At 65.7% G+C, this 16,926-nt stretch carries 9 protein-coding genes; 8 read left to right on the top strand and 1 reads right to left on the bottom strand.

From position 1 onward, the window contains the following. Position 1 precedes the first annotated feature (1 nt). On the top strand, positions 2 to 4,285 hold the full coding sequence (locus G4L39_RS04855; protein ID WP_165106344.1) for a prolyl oligopeptidase family serine peptidase: 4,284 nt from the start codon (positions 2 to 4) through the stop codon (positions 4,283 to 4,285). A gap of 92 nt (positions 4,286 to 4,377) precedes the next feature. Here G4L39_RS04855 and G4L39_RS04850 read toward each other — a convergent pair whose 3' ends face one another. Further along, on the bottom strand, positions 4,378 to 5,796 hold the full coding sequence (locus G4L39_RS04850) for a YfcC family protein (protein WP_205880792.1): 1,419 nt from the start codon (positions 5,794 to 5,796) through the stop codon (positions 4,378 to 4,380). Between the two features lie 283 nt (positions 5,797 to 6,079). Between G4L39_RS04850 and G4L39_RS04845 the strand changes: the two genes are divergently transcribed. From G4L39_RS04845 to G4L39_RS04815, 7 genes are all read left to right on the top strand, one after another. Further along, the gene (locus G4L39_RS04845; protein ID WP_165106343.1) at positions 6,080 to 10,228 is read left to right on the top strand and encodes a LamG-like jellyroll fold domain-containing protein; all 4,149 of its coding nucleotides are present in this window, start codon (positions 6,080 to 6,082) and stop codon (positions 10,226 to 10,228) included. A gap of 154 nt (positions 10,229 to 10,382) precedes the next feature. After that, entirely contained in the window at positions 10,383 to 11,156 is a 774-nt protein-coding gene (locus G4L39_RS04840; RefSeq protein WP_165106341.1) for a prepilin-type N-terminal cleavage/methylation domain-containing protein, read from the top strand. A gap of 217 nt (positions 11,157 to 11,373) precedes the next feature. Beyond that, positions 11,374 to 11,517: a hypothetical protein gene (locus tag G4L39_RS14605; RefSeq protein WP_205880791.1), complete on the top strand. Its 144-nt coding sequence runs from the start codon at positions 11,374 to 11,376 to the stop codon at positions 11,515 to 11,517. Positions 11,518 to 11,722: 205 nt separating this feature from the next. Then, complete coding sequence (locus tag G4L39_RS04830) at positions 11,723 to 12,739, top strand: helix-turn-helix transcriptional regulator (protein ID WP_205880790.1); 1,017 nt, start codon at positions 11,723 to 11,725, stop codon at positions 12,737 to 12,739. 161 nt (positions 12,740 to 12,900) lie between these two features. Further along, the gene (locus G4L39_RS04825; protein WP_343203300.1) at positions 12,901 to 13,644 is read left to right on the top strand and encodes an ABC transporter ATP-binding protein; all 744 of its coding nucleotides are present in this window, start codon (positions 12,901 to 12,903) and stop codon (positions 13,642 to 13,644) included. 78 nt (positions 13,645 to 13,722) lie between these two features. Next, complete coding sequence (locus G4L39_RS04820; protein WP_165106336.1) at positions 13,723 to 16,086, top strand: FtsX-like permease family protein; 2,364 nt, start codon at positions 13,723 to 13,725, stop codon at positions 16,084 to 16,086. Positions 16,087 to 16,216: 130 nt separating this feature from the next. Further along, on the top strand, positions 16,217 to 16,846 hold the full coding sequence (locus G4L39_RS04815) for a Yip1 family protein (RefSeq protein WP_165106334.1): 630 nt from the start codon (positions 16,217 to 16,219) through the stop codon (positions 16,844 to 16,846). Positions 16,847 to 16,926 lie beyond the last annotated feature (80 nt).

The raw sequence follows: 16,926 nt of genomic DNA, 5'->3' as shown, positions 1-16,926 counted from the left end.
CATGTGCCCGACAAATACCGATCTCCCGTCCACCCGGTCCCACACTCCACCAACGCCCCCGGACACCAGGGCCATCAAATTCCTCGCCCTCGTCTTGTTGCTGGTCCTGGGCTCACCATCCAGACCCTCACCCCTGATGGCGCAGGTTCAGCGCCCCGATCCCTTCGAACCACCACCCGCCCGGTGCGACGCACCTCCCGTAACCGCACCACCTGACCGCTTCTTCGAAATGATTTCAAACCGGCTGGCCCTGGCCAACCCCTCGCACCGCCACAGGACAGCCGACGACACCCATCCCACAGGCCGGGCAAACCCCGGCCGGCCAACTCAAAACGAGCTCCAGCAGGAACTCGCCCTCTACCGCACCTTTTACCGCAAGTACCTTGACATCCATGGATTGCCCGTGGTGGCACACGCGGACGTCGCGGACCTGGCCCTCCAACGAACCTACGAAATCGTCACCCACATGCTTGCCGGCCGCCCCGACATCCTCCACACGATGGTCACCCAGCAAATGTACCTCATCATCATTGGCAAGCACCAGCGCTATACCGACATGCCCGAGTACCGACACCATCCCGACCCCGACTTCATCAACGAACGCGTTCGCGGCACCGGAGGTAATCCAACCAGCTTCGGCGAGGAAAACCTCCTCAGCCTGCCCATTGACCGCTACGACGACGAGAGCATCGCCGTCCACGAGTTCGCCCACACCATCGACGCCGCGCTCCGGCACCTCGACCCCGCGTGGCCGGACCGGTTGCGAGCGGCCTACGAAAACGCCCGCTCGCGCCGTCTCTGGCATCTGACCTATGCGGAAACAAACCCCGCCGAGTACTGGGCCGAGCTCGTCCAATGCTACTTCGATTGCAACCGCACCAATAACTGGAACCACGGCCCCATAGGTACCCGGGAGGCCCTTCGCGCCCACGACCCCATCGGCTACCAGCTCGTCCACGAAACCCTTCGCCTACCGCCGCACCAGGACTGGCGCTATCGCTGGCTCCAGCCCCTGCCGGCAGTCACCACTCCACCCCGGATCGGTCCTTGGAAACAACTCGACCCGTGGTACACCGAGTTCACCTGGGCCCGCGAGTTCCCCATCCTGGCCCGCTCCGCCCGCGACGAGGCCCTCCTCCATGCCAACCACACCCTCCGCCGCATGTTCGCCTACCGGCACGACATCCTCAAAGCCCTCATCCAGGACGGCCTGAAACTGGTGATCCTTGCCCCCACCGAAACTCTGGCCGATTTGCCGGAGTTCCGAAACCACCCGCAGACTCCAACCGCCGACCCCTCCAACCGCAGTCCCGGTTTCTACCCGCAACAAAAACTCCTCGTTGTCCACGAGGAAAACGTCCTGGCCAACCCCCACCAGCCCGGCCAGACCGACAACCAAATCGTGGCCATCTTCGCCGAGGCCCTCCACCGCGTGGCAGGTACCCGCCCCGTCCTGACCAACTTCCGTCCCTCCCAACAATACGAACTGCGGGTCAAGCGGCTCGACGAAACCTTCGACCAGCGGCTGACCCAACTGCACCGGCAAGCCCTGGCGCAAGGTCGCTGGCAAAACTCCCCGGCCGCCCGAAACCCATCCGCCTACTGGGTCGCCGGCGTGCTCGCCTACTTCGATGCCGCCGGCGCACGCAACCACTCCACTGACCCCCTCCCCAAAACCCGTGAGCAGCTCCAACAGTACGACCCCGACCTGTACAGCCTCGTCCACGAAACCATGGCCTTCGAAGGTCGGCCCGACTGGCGCTACGAACCCTGGTCGCCCCCCGCCGCCAACACCTCCCCGCCCCAACGTGCAGGCACCCCAAGGATCTACCGCGCCCGCTTCCAGCCCCACTGGTTCGATCAAAACCGTCAGTTCTGGTACCGCAACGACCTCCCCGGCAACCGCCGCGAGTTCATCCTCGTCCACGCCGAACAGGGACGGCGCGAACCCGCGTTTGATCACCAGGCCGTCGCACGACAAATGGGCCCCGACACCGACCCCGAACGTCTACCCATCGAGGAGCTGCAGTTCTCCGAGGACGGCCGATCCGTCCTGCTCATCGGCCGTACCCGGGCCTGGCGGCTGGACCGCCTCAACGGCACCCTCACACCGGAACCGACCCCGCCACCCGTCTCGGGCGACCTCACACCCGAACAGCGTCCCCGACCCTCCCGCAGGACCGGTCCGGAAACCGAAATCGTCTTCGTCAACCAGCTCGATCAACCGGTCCGGATCTTCTGGCTGGACGAAGACGGCCGCCGGCAACCCTACGGCACCCTCGAACCCGGCGCACGACGCACCCAGCACACCTACAGCGGCCACGTCTGGCTCCTCACCGACACCGAGGAACGTCCCCTAGCCGTCTTCGAAGCCACGGACACACCCGCCACCGCCGTTCTGGACCGTGAATCGCTCAGCCGCCGTAGAACCACCACCCGCGCCCCACGCCCGCCCGCAGGCCGCTCCAGCCCGACCGCCGGTGAACGCGTCGAATCTCCCGACGGCCGGTTCACCGCCTTCGTCCGCAACCACAACATCCATCTCCAACGCCCCGACGGCTCCCAGGTGACCCTCACCTCCGACGGATCCCCCAACCACACCTACACTCACCTCTCCTGGTCGCCGGACGGCCGCGTGTTGCTGGCCTGGCGCATGCAACCCGTCGAAACCGGGGAGGTCTACCTCATCCGCTCTTCACCGGCCGAGGGCGGCCGGGCCCGGTTGGAACGCCGACCCTACGCCCTGCCCGGCGACCCCTTCCCCAAATACGAACCCCACCTCTTCCACATCGACACCGGTCAGAGACTCCAACCGGCTGTCGACCCCTTCGAACACCAGTGGCTGCGCCCCCGCGTCTACTGGAACCGCGCCGGCACACGCTTCAGCTGGCTCCAGATCGACCGCGGCCACCAACGCCTCCGCGTCATCGAAGTGGACGCCCAAACCGGCAGCGTCCGCAACCTCATCGAAGAACGCAGCCAGACCTTCATCTGGACCGCCCACACCGAATCCCTCGACCTCAACCTCGTCACCTGGCTCGAAAAAACCGACGAACTGCTCTACGTCTCCGAACGCGACGGTTGGCGCCACCTCTACCTCGTGGACATGGAAACTGCAAACATGCACCAAATTACCCAGGGTCCCTGGATCGTCCGCGGCATCCAGTTCATCGATGAAGACAACCGCCAAATCTGGTTCAGCGCCGGCGGCAAAAACCCGGATCAGGACCCCTACTACCTCCACTTCTACCGCGTCAACTTCGACGGCACAGGCCTCGTCGCCCTCACAGAAGCCAACGGTACCCACCAGGTCCAGTTCTCCCCGGACCGACGCTTTCTGATCGACACCTGGTCGCGCATCGATCACCCGCCCGTCACCGAACTCCGCCGCGCCTCCGATGGACGGCTCGTCCGCGTGCTGGAACAGGCCGATATTACCGAGCTGTCGGCAGCCGGTTGGACAGCCCCCATCCCCTTCGTCGCCAAGGGACGCGACGGCCAAACCGATATCTACGGCGTCATCCACCCACCCCGACCCCTCGATCCCCACCGCAAATACCCCATCCTCGAAAGCATCTACGCAGGGCCCCAGGGCTTCTTTGTCCCCAAAGCCTTCAGTCCCACCGACCGCTTCGCCTGGTTGACCGAGGCCGGCTTCGTCGTCGTCCAAATCGATGGCATGGGCACGGCCCACCGCTCCAAGGCCTTCCACGACGTCTGCTACAAAAACCTCAAGGACGCCGGATTGCCCGACCGCATCCTGTGGATCCAGGCCGCCGCCCGACAATATCCCTGGATGGACCTCGACCGTGTGGGCGTGTTCGGACACTCCGCCGGCGGCCAGAACGCCGCCGCAGCCGTCCTGTTCCACGGCGACTTCTACAAGGCAGCAGTCGCCTCTTGCGGCTGCCATGACAACCGCCTCGACAAGGCCTCTTGGAACGAACAGTGGATGGGTTACATGCCGGCAGACCAGATCTGGCAAAACAGCCCCGACAATTGGTACGCCCGCTCCTCCAACATCGAAAATGCCCACCGCCTCCAGGGCAAGCTCCTCCTCATGGTGGGCGAACTCGACACCAACGTCCCGCCCGAAAACACCCTCCGGTTCGTCGACGCCCTGATCCGGGCCGACAAGGACTTCGAATTTCTTCTGCTGCCCAACACCGGCCACTCCATGGGCGGCGCCTACGGTCAACGCCGCATCCGTGACTTCTTCCTCCGTCACCTCGGCGGCCCCCAACCCGCCGCCCCGCCGGCCGCCGTCACCCCGGACGCCTCCTGAGCACCCACCCACCCCTCGTGATCCTCACCGTCGCCCGGCACGGCCCAGATCCCCGGCCCGGCCGGCCCCCACAAGGGGCTCCAGCGCAATCCCTATCGGTACCCTGTCCACACCGCCACCGCCAGCGCCACCACCGCCAACCCGGTCAGCTTCAGCAACAGCGGCGCCGCAAACCGTACCCACCGCTCATAGGACACACCCGCCATCCCCAGGATGGCCATCAGCACGATGTTGGTCGGAATCAGAAGATTCGAGAACCCGTCGCCATACTGATAGGCCAGCACCGCAACCTGCCGTTCCAAACCCAACACATCCGCCAGCGGGGCCATGATCGGCATCGTGGCATACGCCTGCCCGCTGCCCGACGGGATGAACAGGTTGATCACCGTCTGCACCCCCAGCATCCCCACGGCAGCCACCACCGGCGGCAGGCCCTCCAGAGGCCGCGAGAAACCGTGCACCACCGTGTGTAATACCTGACCCTCCTCCATCAGCAACGCAATCGAACGAGCAAATCCCACCATCAAGGCCACCGAAGCCAGATCACCCGCCCCCTGCGCAAATCGTTGAGCCGTTCCGTTCATTCCCAACCCACCCACCAACCCGCCCACAGCCGCCACCCCCAACCACAGCGCTCCCAACTCCACCAGATACCATCCCCGCACGGTTATCCCCCACACCATCGCCACCAGCACCAACCCCACCATGCCCAGGACCATCCCATGCCGCACCGTCAACACGGGCACGTCCGCCGCGCCGACCAAGTCCGCGGGCCGGACACAATCCTCGGACCTGCCCGGATTCAGTCCCCCCGCCTGCCGCACGTGACGCCAGACCTCCCCAACCCCCACCGCAACGAACGGGATGAACCATGCCAGCCGATACGCCAGGCCCGAAGTCGGGGGCAGTCCCGCAATCTCCTGAGCCACGATCACCGTGTACGGGTTCATCAAAGCGGCTCCATACCCGATGCAATACCCGCCCACCATTACCCCGCAGGCCGTCACAGCGTCCAACCGCATCCCGGCACACAGCCCCACCAGCAAACCGGTCAATGGGATGTATTCGGTCGAACAACCCAGCGTGGCCGACACGGCCGCAAACAGTACCGTGGCTCCCGCCACAAACGCACGCGGCCGATTCCCCATCGACCGCAACACTCGGTGCATCGCGGCGTCCAACGCGCCCGTCGCCCGGATCACCGACAACGCTCCGCCCACAATCAGCAGAAAAAAGATAATCGCCTGCGCATCCGCCAGCGCCCGCGGCACCACCGTAAACAATACCCAGGGCATCAACCGCACCGGCTCGGCCACCGGTTGATAGGTGCCCGGCACCACCATCGGCCGGCCGCGCTCGTTCACCACCGTCTCAAAACGCCCTTGGGGCAGCACCCACGTGGCCGCCCAGGCCAACCCCATGATCCAGAACAACAGGACCAGCGTGTGAGGCACCTGAAGGCGAAACGAGAATCCGCTCGCCATGGATCCCCCATCGGTTTTCCTGCTCATCAACGTTCGAATGCCTGATCGGATTCCGGGCTGCAAGAACGATCCCCTGACTGAATCCGGTCCCGTAGGGACGTCACCAGCCACATCGCTCAAACTCCGAGGTGCATTTCGCGTATGTCCGGGTGCATCCGCAACATGGGCAGTACCGCCAGCCCGGCTATTTTGAATGTGTATTCCAGGTTGGCGGTTGGCGTGTCCACAGCAGGCGGCATCGAGCCAGGTCCGCCGGGGCACCCGGACACCCGCCGCACCGGATCAAACCCGTAACCCAAAACCGGTTCCCATGAAAACAACCCGACACTTCAGCAGGGCGGTACTGGGCTTGGGACTTGTCGTCGCTCCCCTGGGTCTTGCCGGCACCTTCAGCGACAACTTCAACACACCCCACGACTATCTGGCCCAGGGCCTCATTGGCACTTTCTGGGAAGGGCTTTACACCGGCGCGGGACAAATCCCCAACGCCAGCCCGGGCCCGTCGGGACCCGGTTCCACCGTGGCCATGACCAACAACGTGGACGCCGGCCGGTTGGTGGTCACATCGGTCGCCACCGATTGGGAGTTCCAGGACGCCGACGGCGTCTTCCTCTACAAGCTGGTCTATGGTGACTTCGATGCCGAGGTGCTCATCGGCACGCCGTTTGATCCCACCGCCTTCAACACCGCCGGTCTCATGGCGCGGCTGCCCAACGACGGTGGCCCCGCCGAAAACTACGTCTCCTGGACCCGCTTCGACCAGTTCGGCATCGCAAACTACTTCCGCAATGAAGTGAACGGGGACACCAGCGGCGCCGTCCGACGCCCCATCTTCGAAGTCAACAACCACTATTGGCTCCGACTCCAGCGGGTCGGCAACACCTTCTACGCCTACGAACGGGCCACGCCCGACCAGGACTGGATCCTGCGCGACCAACAGGACCGGCCCGACATGGACGGCCTGCCCGTTCAGGTCGGTCTCATCCACGCCACGTTCAGCGCGAACACCCTCACCGCCGCCTTTTCCAACTTCAAACTCACCGGCCCCAACATCCATGCCGGAACCGAAGCCGCACCAGCCACCGACCTCACCGTCACCACCGATGCCGGTCCGGGCGCGCTCCGGATCCGCTGGACCCCGGGCAACGGCAGCAGCGGTTCCCTCGTCCTCATGCGCGAGGGGGGCCCCCTGATGGCCCAGCCGTCCGACCTGACCGAATACACCGCCGACGCACGGTTCGGCTCGGGCTCCGAAATCGGCTTCCGCAACTATGTTGTGTACGCCGGGTCCGGTGACTCCGTGGTCGTCACCGGCCTCAGCGGAGCCCATGTCTACCACGTGGCGGTCTATTCCTACACGGGCAGCGGCTCCACCATCAATTACACCCTGGCCAACGCACCCACGGCATCCGCCAAACCACCGGCTTCCCTCCAGTCCATCAGCCTCCTGCTGCCCGACCGCCTCCAAACCAACGGCTTCGCCCAAGCCACCGTCATGGCTCACTTCGACGACGGGTCCACAGCCAATGTCACCGCACAGGCCACCTTCCAAACCAGTGACCCGACCGTGTTCACCGTCACTGCCGCCGGACTGGTCAGCGGCGTCGGTGCCCGGGAGGGCGCCGTGGCCACCATCACCGCCACCTACCAGACCTTCACCAACAGCAAAACCATCACCGCCGTCGGTCCACCGCCGGCCAGCCTCCTGCACCGGTATTCCTTTGCCACCGACGCCAGCGACTCGGTCGGAAACGCCCACGGCACCCTCATGAACGGCGCCTACGTGGCCGACGGCGAACTGGTCCTGCCGAACCCGGTGCCGCCCGCTCCAACCCTGCCGTCCTCCGACCCCAGCGGCGCCCATGTAGCGCTCCCGCCCGACCTGACCACCAACCTGAACGCCATCACCTGGGAGGTTTGGATCACCGACGACGGCAGCGCCACCTGGGCGCGCGTGTTCGACTTCGGAAGCGGCACCACTCGGTACATGTTCCTGGCCGTGCCCGGCGTCAGCGCCACCCAAACCCGCTTCGCCTACAACGCTGGCGCCGGCGAAAGCACTCACCAACTCACGTGGACCACCGCGGCGGGCGGCCGCCCCCAGGTGGGACGCAAAACCCACCTGGTTGTCACCACCGATGCTGAAACCCGCCGCGGCGTTCTTTACGTGAACGGTGTGCCGGTGGCCGTCTCCGCCACCGGGTTCACCAACTCACCGTTCACCGTCGGCTCCACCACCAACAACTGGATCGGCCGCTCCCAATTCGGCGGCGACCCGTACTGGGGCGGGCGTGTCGACGAGTTCCGCATCTGGTCCAACGCACTCACCGCCCTCCAGGTGGCCATCCACGCCGCCGCAGGTCCCGATCAGATCGTGCAAACCCCGGGCGACCTGCAGTCCATCGAGCTGCTCCTGCCCCTGCCCCAGATGGAAATCGGCTCCGTCCAAAGCGTCGGTCTGCAGGCCCATTTCGCCAACATCACCGGAGTCAATGTCACCGCCGCCGGAGCCACCTTCTCTTCCAGCGACCCCAACGTGGTCACCGTCACGCCGGCCGGAGTGGTCACCGCCGTGGGTGTCGGTTCGGCCGAAATCGCCGGCTCCTTCGGTGGTCGGACCACAAGCCTCACCGTGACCGTGGTGCCGCCCGCACCCCCGGTCCTGACCCACCGCTACAGCTTCACCAGCGATGCCCGCGACTCGGTCGGTAACGCCAACGCCGTCAACCCCGAAGGCGGTATCATCTTCAACGGCACCGCCGTCTTTGACGGTGCCAACTCCCTCCAACTGCCGCCCGGCATTATCAGCAACTATCACTCGCTCACCATCGAAGCCTGGTTCTACGCATCCAACTACGCCGGCCTGGGCGGCCCGCTCTACCTCTACAGCTTTGGCGAAACCCTGCCCAACGGCAGCGCGGCCAACTTCGTCCGCCTGGCCCTCCGCGACGCGGACGCCGCCGCCCCTGTAACCCAGGTCGCCATCAACGGCCCGGCCATCAACAGCGGTACCCTGGTGGGCGGACGCACCCTTGCCGTCGGCTGGAACGCCCTGCTGTCAGGTCACAAACACGTGGTGGCGGTGTACGATGGAGCCCGCCAGCAAATGTCCCTCTACCTGGACGGCGAACTCGTGCAAACCGTGGCGGCGGCCGCGCCCCTCTGGAATGTCACCAGTCCCACCGCCTACATCGGCAAATCACTTGCCACCACCGAGCCCTTGTTGTTCATTGGAGCACTCGACGAGTTCCGCATCTACAAGGGCGCCCTCAGCCCTGCCCAGATCCGGACCAGCCTCGCCGCCGGGCCGGATCAGCCGCAGCTCGACCCCGGTCCATTCAGCTCATTGCGACTGGAGGCACCCGCTGTCATGATCCAGGGCACCCGCAGGCGCCCCACCGTCCATGGCGACGCCGCCAACGCCTCCAACATCAACCTCACCGGTATGGCCACCCTGCAGTCCAGTGCCCCCGGCGTGCTTGAGACCTGGGCCGACGGCCGTGTGGTGGCCGTGGCCCCCGGCGTGGCCACCCTCACCGCCTCTTATGGCGGCGCCTCGGTCAGCCGGCAGGTCGTGGTGGTACCGAAACAAACCGCCCTCATGCACCGCTACAGCTTCAACGGGGATTATCAAGACAGCGTGGGCGCTGCCCATGCCATCCCACACGGTAACACTCAAATCGTGGAAAATCGCCTGGTCTATCTGACCGGCGAACGTAACACCTATCTGGAGCTGCCGCGATTCCTCCTGGACGGTTACGCGTCCATCACCGTGGAAGCCTGGGCCCAGTTCCTGCCCTCCGGCAACTGGACCCGGCTGTTTGACTTCGGCACCTTCAGTGCCGCCGCCAGGCCGGGCGGCGTGGATTACATCTTCTTCGCACCGCGGACGGGCGGAGCCAGTTACCGTATCGCCATCAACCCGCCCGGAGCCGAAGTGGGGGTCACCTCCAGCACCGGCGCACCTCAGGGCGACCTCAACGACGGCATCCTGCGCCACATCGTCTGCGTCTTCCAAACCGATCCCGCCGCAGGCGATCGTTACCTCGCCCTGTACCTCGACGGTGCCGAGGTCGTGCGCCAGGCCATCACCGCCGACCTGTCCGCCATCACCAACGCGTGGAACTTCATCGGCCGGTCCCTCTTCTCCGCCGATGCCTACGCGCTGGCGCAAATCGATGAGTTCCGCATCTACCACGGCGCACTGTCGCCCACGCAAATCGCCGCCAACACCGCCGCCGGCCCCGATGGTCCCACCGCGGTGGCTCCCCTGGCCGCCCCGTTGGTCCTGACGGCCACACGCCAGGGTAACCAGCTCATCCTGAGCTGGAGCGACGCCCGGGGCGTCCTCCAGTCGGCCCCAGCCGTCACCGGTCCATACACCGACGTCCCCGGTGCCAGCAGCCCGTACACGGTGCCTCTCACCGGTTCGCAGCAGTATTTCCGATTGCGTCAGTGAATCCGTCATGTGCAAGGGTTCGGAAACATTCCAATTCAGGTCGGTTTCCTGCCTGCTCGGGAATCGGCCGCCGGCGGCCGACAGGGAATCCCCCGGCCTCCCCGGGCGGATCACCCGGTCGCCGGCGCGCCCCACACAGCTCCCCCGAATCTTCATGCCCCGCTCCGCTGCATCACAGATCCCACATGACAGGCGGCGCCTCTTCGCCCGTGCCTTCACCCTGATCGAACTGCTGGTCGTCATTGCCATCATCGCCATCCTGGCGGCCATGCTCCTGCCCGCCCTGGGCAGGGCCAAAGAACGCGCTGTTCGCGCCAGTTGCATCAATCACATCAGGCAGATGCTCACCGCCCTCTACATCTACGCCGGCGAAAACAACGAACGGTTGCCCGACAACGCCAACGTCGGTTTCTGGGCCTGGGACATGCCCACCGCCGTGGGTACCGCCATGGAACAGGCCGGTAGAAGCTGGCAGATCTGGTACTGTCCGGGACTCAAACCGCACTTCGACAGCACCGACTTTTGGAATCTGTGGAACTACGCCGGCACCTACCGCGTGCTGGGCTATTGCATGACCTTCCCAAACACCGTCACGTTGGCCCCGACCAACTGGAACCGCGACCTGATCCGATCAGCCACCATCCAGGTCGGCTTTAACACAACCCTCACGGAAGGTCCCGCCCAGCGTGTCCTGGTGGCCGACGTCACCATCTCTGCCCCGGGCCAGATGAGCCCCAACCTCCGCCACACCTACAACTGGACCCGCATTCAGGGCGGCTACTTCAAACCTCATCGATCCGCCCACCTCCGCGGCAACGTTCCCCATGGCGGATACACCGGCATGATGGACGGCCATGTCCAGTGGCGAAAATGGGAAACCATGACTCCACGCACCGTCGGCGGAGGCTCCCCCGTGTTCTGGTGGTAATCCCCGAATGCAACCTGCGCCACACCCACATCGATCCCACACCCCCCGCGGCCCCGGAGCCCTGAACTCATTCCTTCTCCTGGGAGCAGCCACCATCGCTCTTTACGCGTGTACCCGCGAGCCCTCCTCCGCCCCGCCCGCCGCCCCCGCGCCGCCCACCGAAACCGAAACTGCCGCGCAAGCCACCAATGAAGCCGACATCGTCACTGCCCAACGCATGCTCGACTATCTCGAAAACCTGGTCCAGCGGCGTGAATTTGAAACGGCACGCCGGGCCTCCACCGAATTGGAAAGCCGGCCCCTGACCCCTGCCCAACGTCAACGACTCCAACAACTCAAAGCCCGAATTCCTCCCGGCTGAGCTGGGTGCCGCCTTCTGAAACCCCACCGTCCCAGCAGTGCCCAACCACTGATCCCATGGGGCCACGCGCCGCGAACCTACCGGCCCCACGCAAGCACGGCCGGCCACCCCAAGCCACGAAGTCGTTATCCGCCGGCACGCGCCCCGCGCAATGGATAAGGTTTGCTCCCTCTCCGAAATGCAATAAGTTATCAACGGTGTCGTCATGGGCACGCAACCGTTACCGCGGTCGGACGTCACAATCCTCGGCCCGCACACGCACTTGATTAGCGTCCGGGCAGCAGCGGTCGAGCTACGTCCATGGATCGAGGCTTTCCCGGTTTGTCCCGCCCTAAACACGTTCAATATCATCCATACCGGCATCCAACAAACCGCCGCACCCATGAAAATCGTGCGCACCCGCCAGACCACGACCTACTTCCTCGCCTGCACGGGCGGCAAGGGCCGCGTGCTGATCGACGGGCGCTGGCGGGTCTGTCACGCCGGGCGGGCGTGTCTCCTGCCCGCACACACCCTCAACGCATTTGAAGCCATCCCCGGCACCCATTGGGAATTCTGCTGGGTCTGCTATCAGTGGCCGCGCGACCAGCGCCCCCTGGGTAATGCAGCCTCGCCGGTCATGGCACCCTACGACCCCGGGCCCCTTCACGCCGCCATCCTCGGACTGCTCCACGAATGCAGCGGGCCGGCCCAACCGAGCCTGATGATGGCGTGGAGCCAGCTCATCCACACCTACGTGCTGCGCTTCGCACGGCCCTGCGATCAGCCGGACCAGCTTCGTGTCCTTTGGGAACGCGTGGAATCGCGCCTGGCCGAGCCGTGGACACTCGAAAAACTGGCACAGGAGGCGGGTTACAGCCGCGAACACCTGCGCCGTCTCTGCCATCGCCAGCTGGGCCGCAGCCCCATGCACCAGGTCACCTACCTCCGCATGCGGCGCGCCGCCGAGCTGCTGGCCACAACCGAACTGACCGTGGAAGCCGTCGCCCGCCAGGTCGGTTACCACAACCCGTTCGTCTTCTCCAACGCCTTCACCCGATGGATCGGGTGGCGCCCCTCCGAGTACCGGCGCCAACGGGCCGCTCCCCCACTCACCACCGGCGTGCGAGCCCCCACAGCCATCCCCAAATCCGCAGCACCGGCTCCATCAACCCCACCCAACCCCCATTTCCCTGCCACGCCGCCACAGCCGACCGGCATCCGCCCCGTGGCCATCCATTGAGCTGTTGTTTCCCCCAGTCCCGATCCCTCGCACCCACGGCATCTCCGGTCAAACGCCCGCACCGATCCCACCTCCAGCCGATGCCCGGGACACCCGAAGGCCCGTCGAACCGTTCGGCTTGCCCGTTGCCCCGGAACGATCCCATTGCCAGACTTCGGCCCGTGAAATCGGAAACAGTCCGGCCCGATCCGCCGGAAAACGCCAAACCCCTTATCCAAGTCCGGGGGCTGACCAAAATCTATGGCAGCGGCCCCGCGGCTGTCAGCGCCCTCGACGGCGTGGACCTGGACCTTTACCCGGGCGAATTCGTGGTCCTGCTCGGGCCCTCCGGCAGCGGCAAGACCACACTCCTCAACCAGCTCGGCGGTCTGGACGTCCCCACCCGGGGCTCCGTCAGGTTCCGCGACCTGGACCTGGCGGCAGCTTCCGACGCCGAACGCACCCGGTACCGGCGCGAGGCCGTGGGTTTTGTCTTCCAGTTCTACAACCTCATGCCCAGCCTCACCGCCCTCGAAAACGTGGCCCTCATCACGGAACTGGTACCGGATCCCATGGACCCGCGAGAAGCTCTGCGCATGGTCCAACTGGGCGCGCGTCTCCACCACTTTCCCGCACAACTGTCCGGGGGCGAACAACAACGGGTGGCCATCGCACGGGCCATCGTCAAGCGCCCGGCCGTGTTGCTCTGCGACGAGCCCACCGGCGCCCTCGATGTCCGCACCGGCGTGGCCGTGCTGGAAGCCATCGAACGTGTCAACCGCCAGCTCGGGACATTGACCGTCGTCATCACCCACAACGCGGTCATCGCGGACATGGCAGACCGCGTCATCCACCTCATGGACGGCCGCATCCATCACCAGCGCCGCAACCCCCGCCGCGTGCCACCGGCCGAACTCCAGTGGTGACATGACCCCGCACAAAAACAGCATCCACCGGGCGTTCCCATCCCGCCGCTCCGCCAACCCTGACCCGGATCGGTTGTCATGACCCTTCTCGATGTCAAACTGTTGCGGGATCTGCGCCGCATGAAAGGCCAAACCCTGGCCGTGGCCCTCGTCATGGCCTGCGGCCTGGCCATGTTGATCATGACCCGCAGCCTCATCTACTCCCTCGAACGCACCCGCCAGGATTACTACCGCACCCATCGCTTCGCCGACGTGTTCGTCACCCTCAAGCGCGCTCCGCGGGCCCTGCTGGATCGCATCCGTTCCCTCCCCGGCGTGGCAACGGTGCAGCCAGGAGTCGCCCTCCAGGTCACGGTGGATCTCCCGCACCTCGACGAACCCGCCAGCGGCCTGGTTCGGTCCCTGCCGGACCACGCACCGCTGGAGCTGAATCGGCTGCACCTGCACCGCGGCCGGTTTCTCGAGCCGGGTCGCCACCATGAACTGCTCGTCAGCCAGGCCTTCGCCGAAGCCAATGGATTGCGCCCCGGTGATCCCATCACCCTGCTGCTCAACGGCCGCCGCCAGGTCTTCCGGATCGCCGGACTCGTCCTCTCACCCGAAATCATTTTTGAGGCCCGCCCCGGCGTGTCACTCCCGGACAACCGCACCTACGGCACCTTCTGGATGTGGGAAAGCGAACTGGCAGCAGCCAGTGACATGGAGGGCGCCTTCAACACCCTGGCCTTGACCCTCGCCCCCGGCGCCTCCGCCCCGGCCGTCTGCGCCGCGTTGGATCGGTTCCTGCAACCCTACGGAGGCCGCGGCGCCTTCACCCGCACCGATCACCCCTCCCACGTCCGGGTCTCCGACGAGATCTTCATCCTCCGCATCATCTCCATCGGCTTTCCCACGTTCTTCCTCGGTGTCGCCGCCTTCATGACCCATGCCGTGCTGATGCGCCTGCTGACCCTCCAGCGCGAACAACTCGCGGTTCTCAAGGCCTTCGGATTCTCCGACGGCCGCATCGCGCTTCACTACCTGAAGTTCGGCGCGGTCATCGCCGTCCTCGCCACCACCCTCGGCACCCCCCTCGGCATCCTCCTCGGCCATCGCATGGTGCGGCTCTACCACATGTTCTTCCGTTTTCCCGAGCTGCAATTCCACCTGGACCTCGCCGCTGTGGGCGTGGCTGTAAGCGTGGGGACACTGGCCGCGGGGGCCGGCGTCGCCGTCGCCATCCGCAGGGTCCTGCGCCTGGCCCCCGCCGAAGCCATGCGCCCGGAACCACCCGCCCAATACCGACCCGCTCTGCCGGAACGACTCGGCATCGGTCGCTGGCTCACCCCCGCCACACGCATGGCACTGCGAAACCTGGAACGTCACCCCGCTCAGGCCTTCTTCACCGTGGCCGGCCTGGTCCTGGCCACCGCACTGCTCATCGTCCCCAACTGTTTTCGCGACAGCGTCAATCTCCTGCTCGGTTTCCAATGGGACACCGTGCAACGTCAGGACCTGAACGTGGGCCTTGTGGACCCGCGCGGCGCCACCGCCCTCCACGCGTTGCGACGGTTGCCCGGCGTGCTGGCCATGGAACCCATCCGATCCGTTCCGGCACGAATCCGATTCGGTCCCCGAAGCCGGCAACTGGCCGTCACCGGCACACCGGCCGGCGCCCTCCACAGCCGCATCATCGACCGCAACTGGCGCCAACTCCCGCTCCTGCCCGGCGGCGTGATCACCTCGGCCAAACTGGCCGAGGTCCTCGGGGCCCGCCCGGGCGACCTGCTCGAGATCGAATTCCTCGAGGGCCGCCGTACGGTCTGTCTCGTGCCCCTGCTGGCGGTCTCCGAAGACCTCACCGGCATGGCCGCCCACATGGAAATCAGTACGCTGAACCGGCTGCTGGGTGAAGGAGACGTGGTCAATGGCGCCAGTTTCACCGTGGACCCGGCCGCACGCCGCGAGTTCCTCCGTGCCCTCAAGGACATTCCCCAGGTCGGTTGGGTCAGCATCAAGAACTCCCTCCGCGAGAACTTTCGTCAAACCACCGCCACCAGCATCAACGTCATCCAGCGCATGTACCTGGCCTTTGCCGTGGTGGTCGCCTTCGGCGTGGTGTACAACAACGCCCGCATCACCCTGGCCGAACGCGCCCGTGAATTGGCCACGTTGCGGGTCCTCGGTTTCACCGAAACCGAGGTCGCCACCGTGCTGCTCATCGAACTGGCCGTCCTCACCCTGCTGGCCGTGCCCGGAGGACTGCTTCTGGGCGGCCTGCTCGCCACTGCGCTGGTGGAAGCCATCAACACCGAAACCGTCCGCCTGCCGGCGGTGCTGACCCTGCACAACTTCAGTTTCGCCGCGGCCGTCGTCGCCCTCGCCGCTCTGGGCTCCGCCGTCGTCGTCCTGCAGCGTGTGCGGAAGCTCGACCTGATCGCCTCCCTCCGTGCCCCGGAGTGAGCCGAACCTCCGGGACCACCGCCCTGCCGCGGTCTCGGGCTGCCCCCGATCCCCGGCAGCCCCGCACACGGGCCAACCGCCGAAGAACCGCATTGTCAGACCCTGCCTGCACCAGTATCTCTGGGCGGTCATGATTCGAGCTTTGTTGCTGGTCTTGGAGCCGGAGAGGAGCTGGGACGAAATTGCAACCAAACAACGCAGTATCGCCCGTGTGTTTTGGTTGTACGTCATGCCGCTGCTGCTCCTGACCTCGGTCATCGAAGGTCTGGGCATGCACTACTGGGGTGAATGGCGTGGTGAGCCGCCCCGGCTCAAGTTGATGACCGTGCCCGAGGTGGTGGTGATGGAAGTCGCCCAGATCCTGGTGCACGTCGCCGTGCTCTTTTTCGGGGCCAAGATGTTCAAGAGCCTGGGTGAGACCTTCCACGGCCAGCACACGTACCACCAGGCCTTCACGGTCGTGGCCTACGGTCTGGGCCCGTACTGGACGGTCCGGATCCTGGATGCGTGGCCGGCGGTCAGTCCCTGGTTCACGTATGCCATCGGTATCGCCCTCACCGTGGCGGTCCTTTACCACGGTGTGCCGCGGATCATGATGCCCGATCCCCCCCAGGCGTTCGGAGTCTACCTCATCGGCAGCCTGGTACTCGCACTGGCCACCGGCATCGGCAAGTTCCTGCTCGTCTGGCTGCAGCAAGGGCGCTTCATCGAGTTCGAGCGTGTTCTGGTGCGTTGGGTAAGCCTGCTCCTGGGCGGTTGACCCCGGATTTCCCACAAGCACTGCCGCCGCCCCGACCCCGGCCCAACAGCCGGGTCCGCAGCCCTCCCGACCCCGGGACG

The organism is Limisphaera ngatamarikiensis (assembly GCF_011044775.1).
Classification (GTDB): Bacteria; Verrucomicrobiota; Verrucomicrobiia; order Limisphaerales; family Limisphaeraceae; genus Limisphaera; species Limisphaera ngatamarikiensis.
Note: the sequence above shows the minus strand (reverse complement) of the source record. Positions and strands in the feature narration are given on the sequence as shown.

Excerpts from the sequence above, each read along its gene's own strand:
- G4L39_RS04855 (WP_165106344.1), top strand. The coding sequence starts at position 2 with ATGTGCCCGACAAATACCGATCTCCCGTCCACCCGGTCCCACACTCCA.
- G4L39_RS04850 (WP_205880792.1), bottom strand. The coding sequence starts at position 5,796 with ATGAGCAGGAAAACCGATGGGGGATCCATGGCGAGCGGATTCTCGTTT.
- G4L39_RS04845 (WP_165106343.1), top strand. The coding sequence starts at position 6,080 with ATGAAAACAACCCGACACTTCAGCAGGGCGGTACTGGGCTTGGGACTT.
- G4L39_RS04840 (WP_165106341.1), top strand. The coding sequence starts at position 10,383 with ATGCCCCGCTCCGCTGCATCACAGATCCCACATGACAGGCGGCGCCTC.
- G4L39_RS14605 (WP_205880791.1), top strand. The coding sequence starts at position 11,374 with ATGCTCGACTATCTCGAAAACCTGGTCCAGCGGCGTGAATTTGAAACG.
- G4L39_RS04830 (WP_205880790.1), top strand. The coding sequence starts at position 11,723 with ATGGGCACGCAACCGTTACCGCGGTCGGACGTCACAATCCTCGGCCCG.
- G4L39_RS04820 (WP_165106336.1), top strand. The coding sequence starts at position 13,723 with ATGACCCTTCTCGATGTCAAACTGTTGCGGGATCTGCGCCGCATGAAA.
- G4L39_RS04815 (WP_165106334.1), top strand. The coding sequence starts at position 16,217 with ATGATTCGAGCTTTGTTGCTGGTCTTGGAGCCGGAGAGGAGCTGGGAC.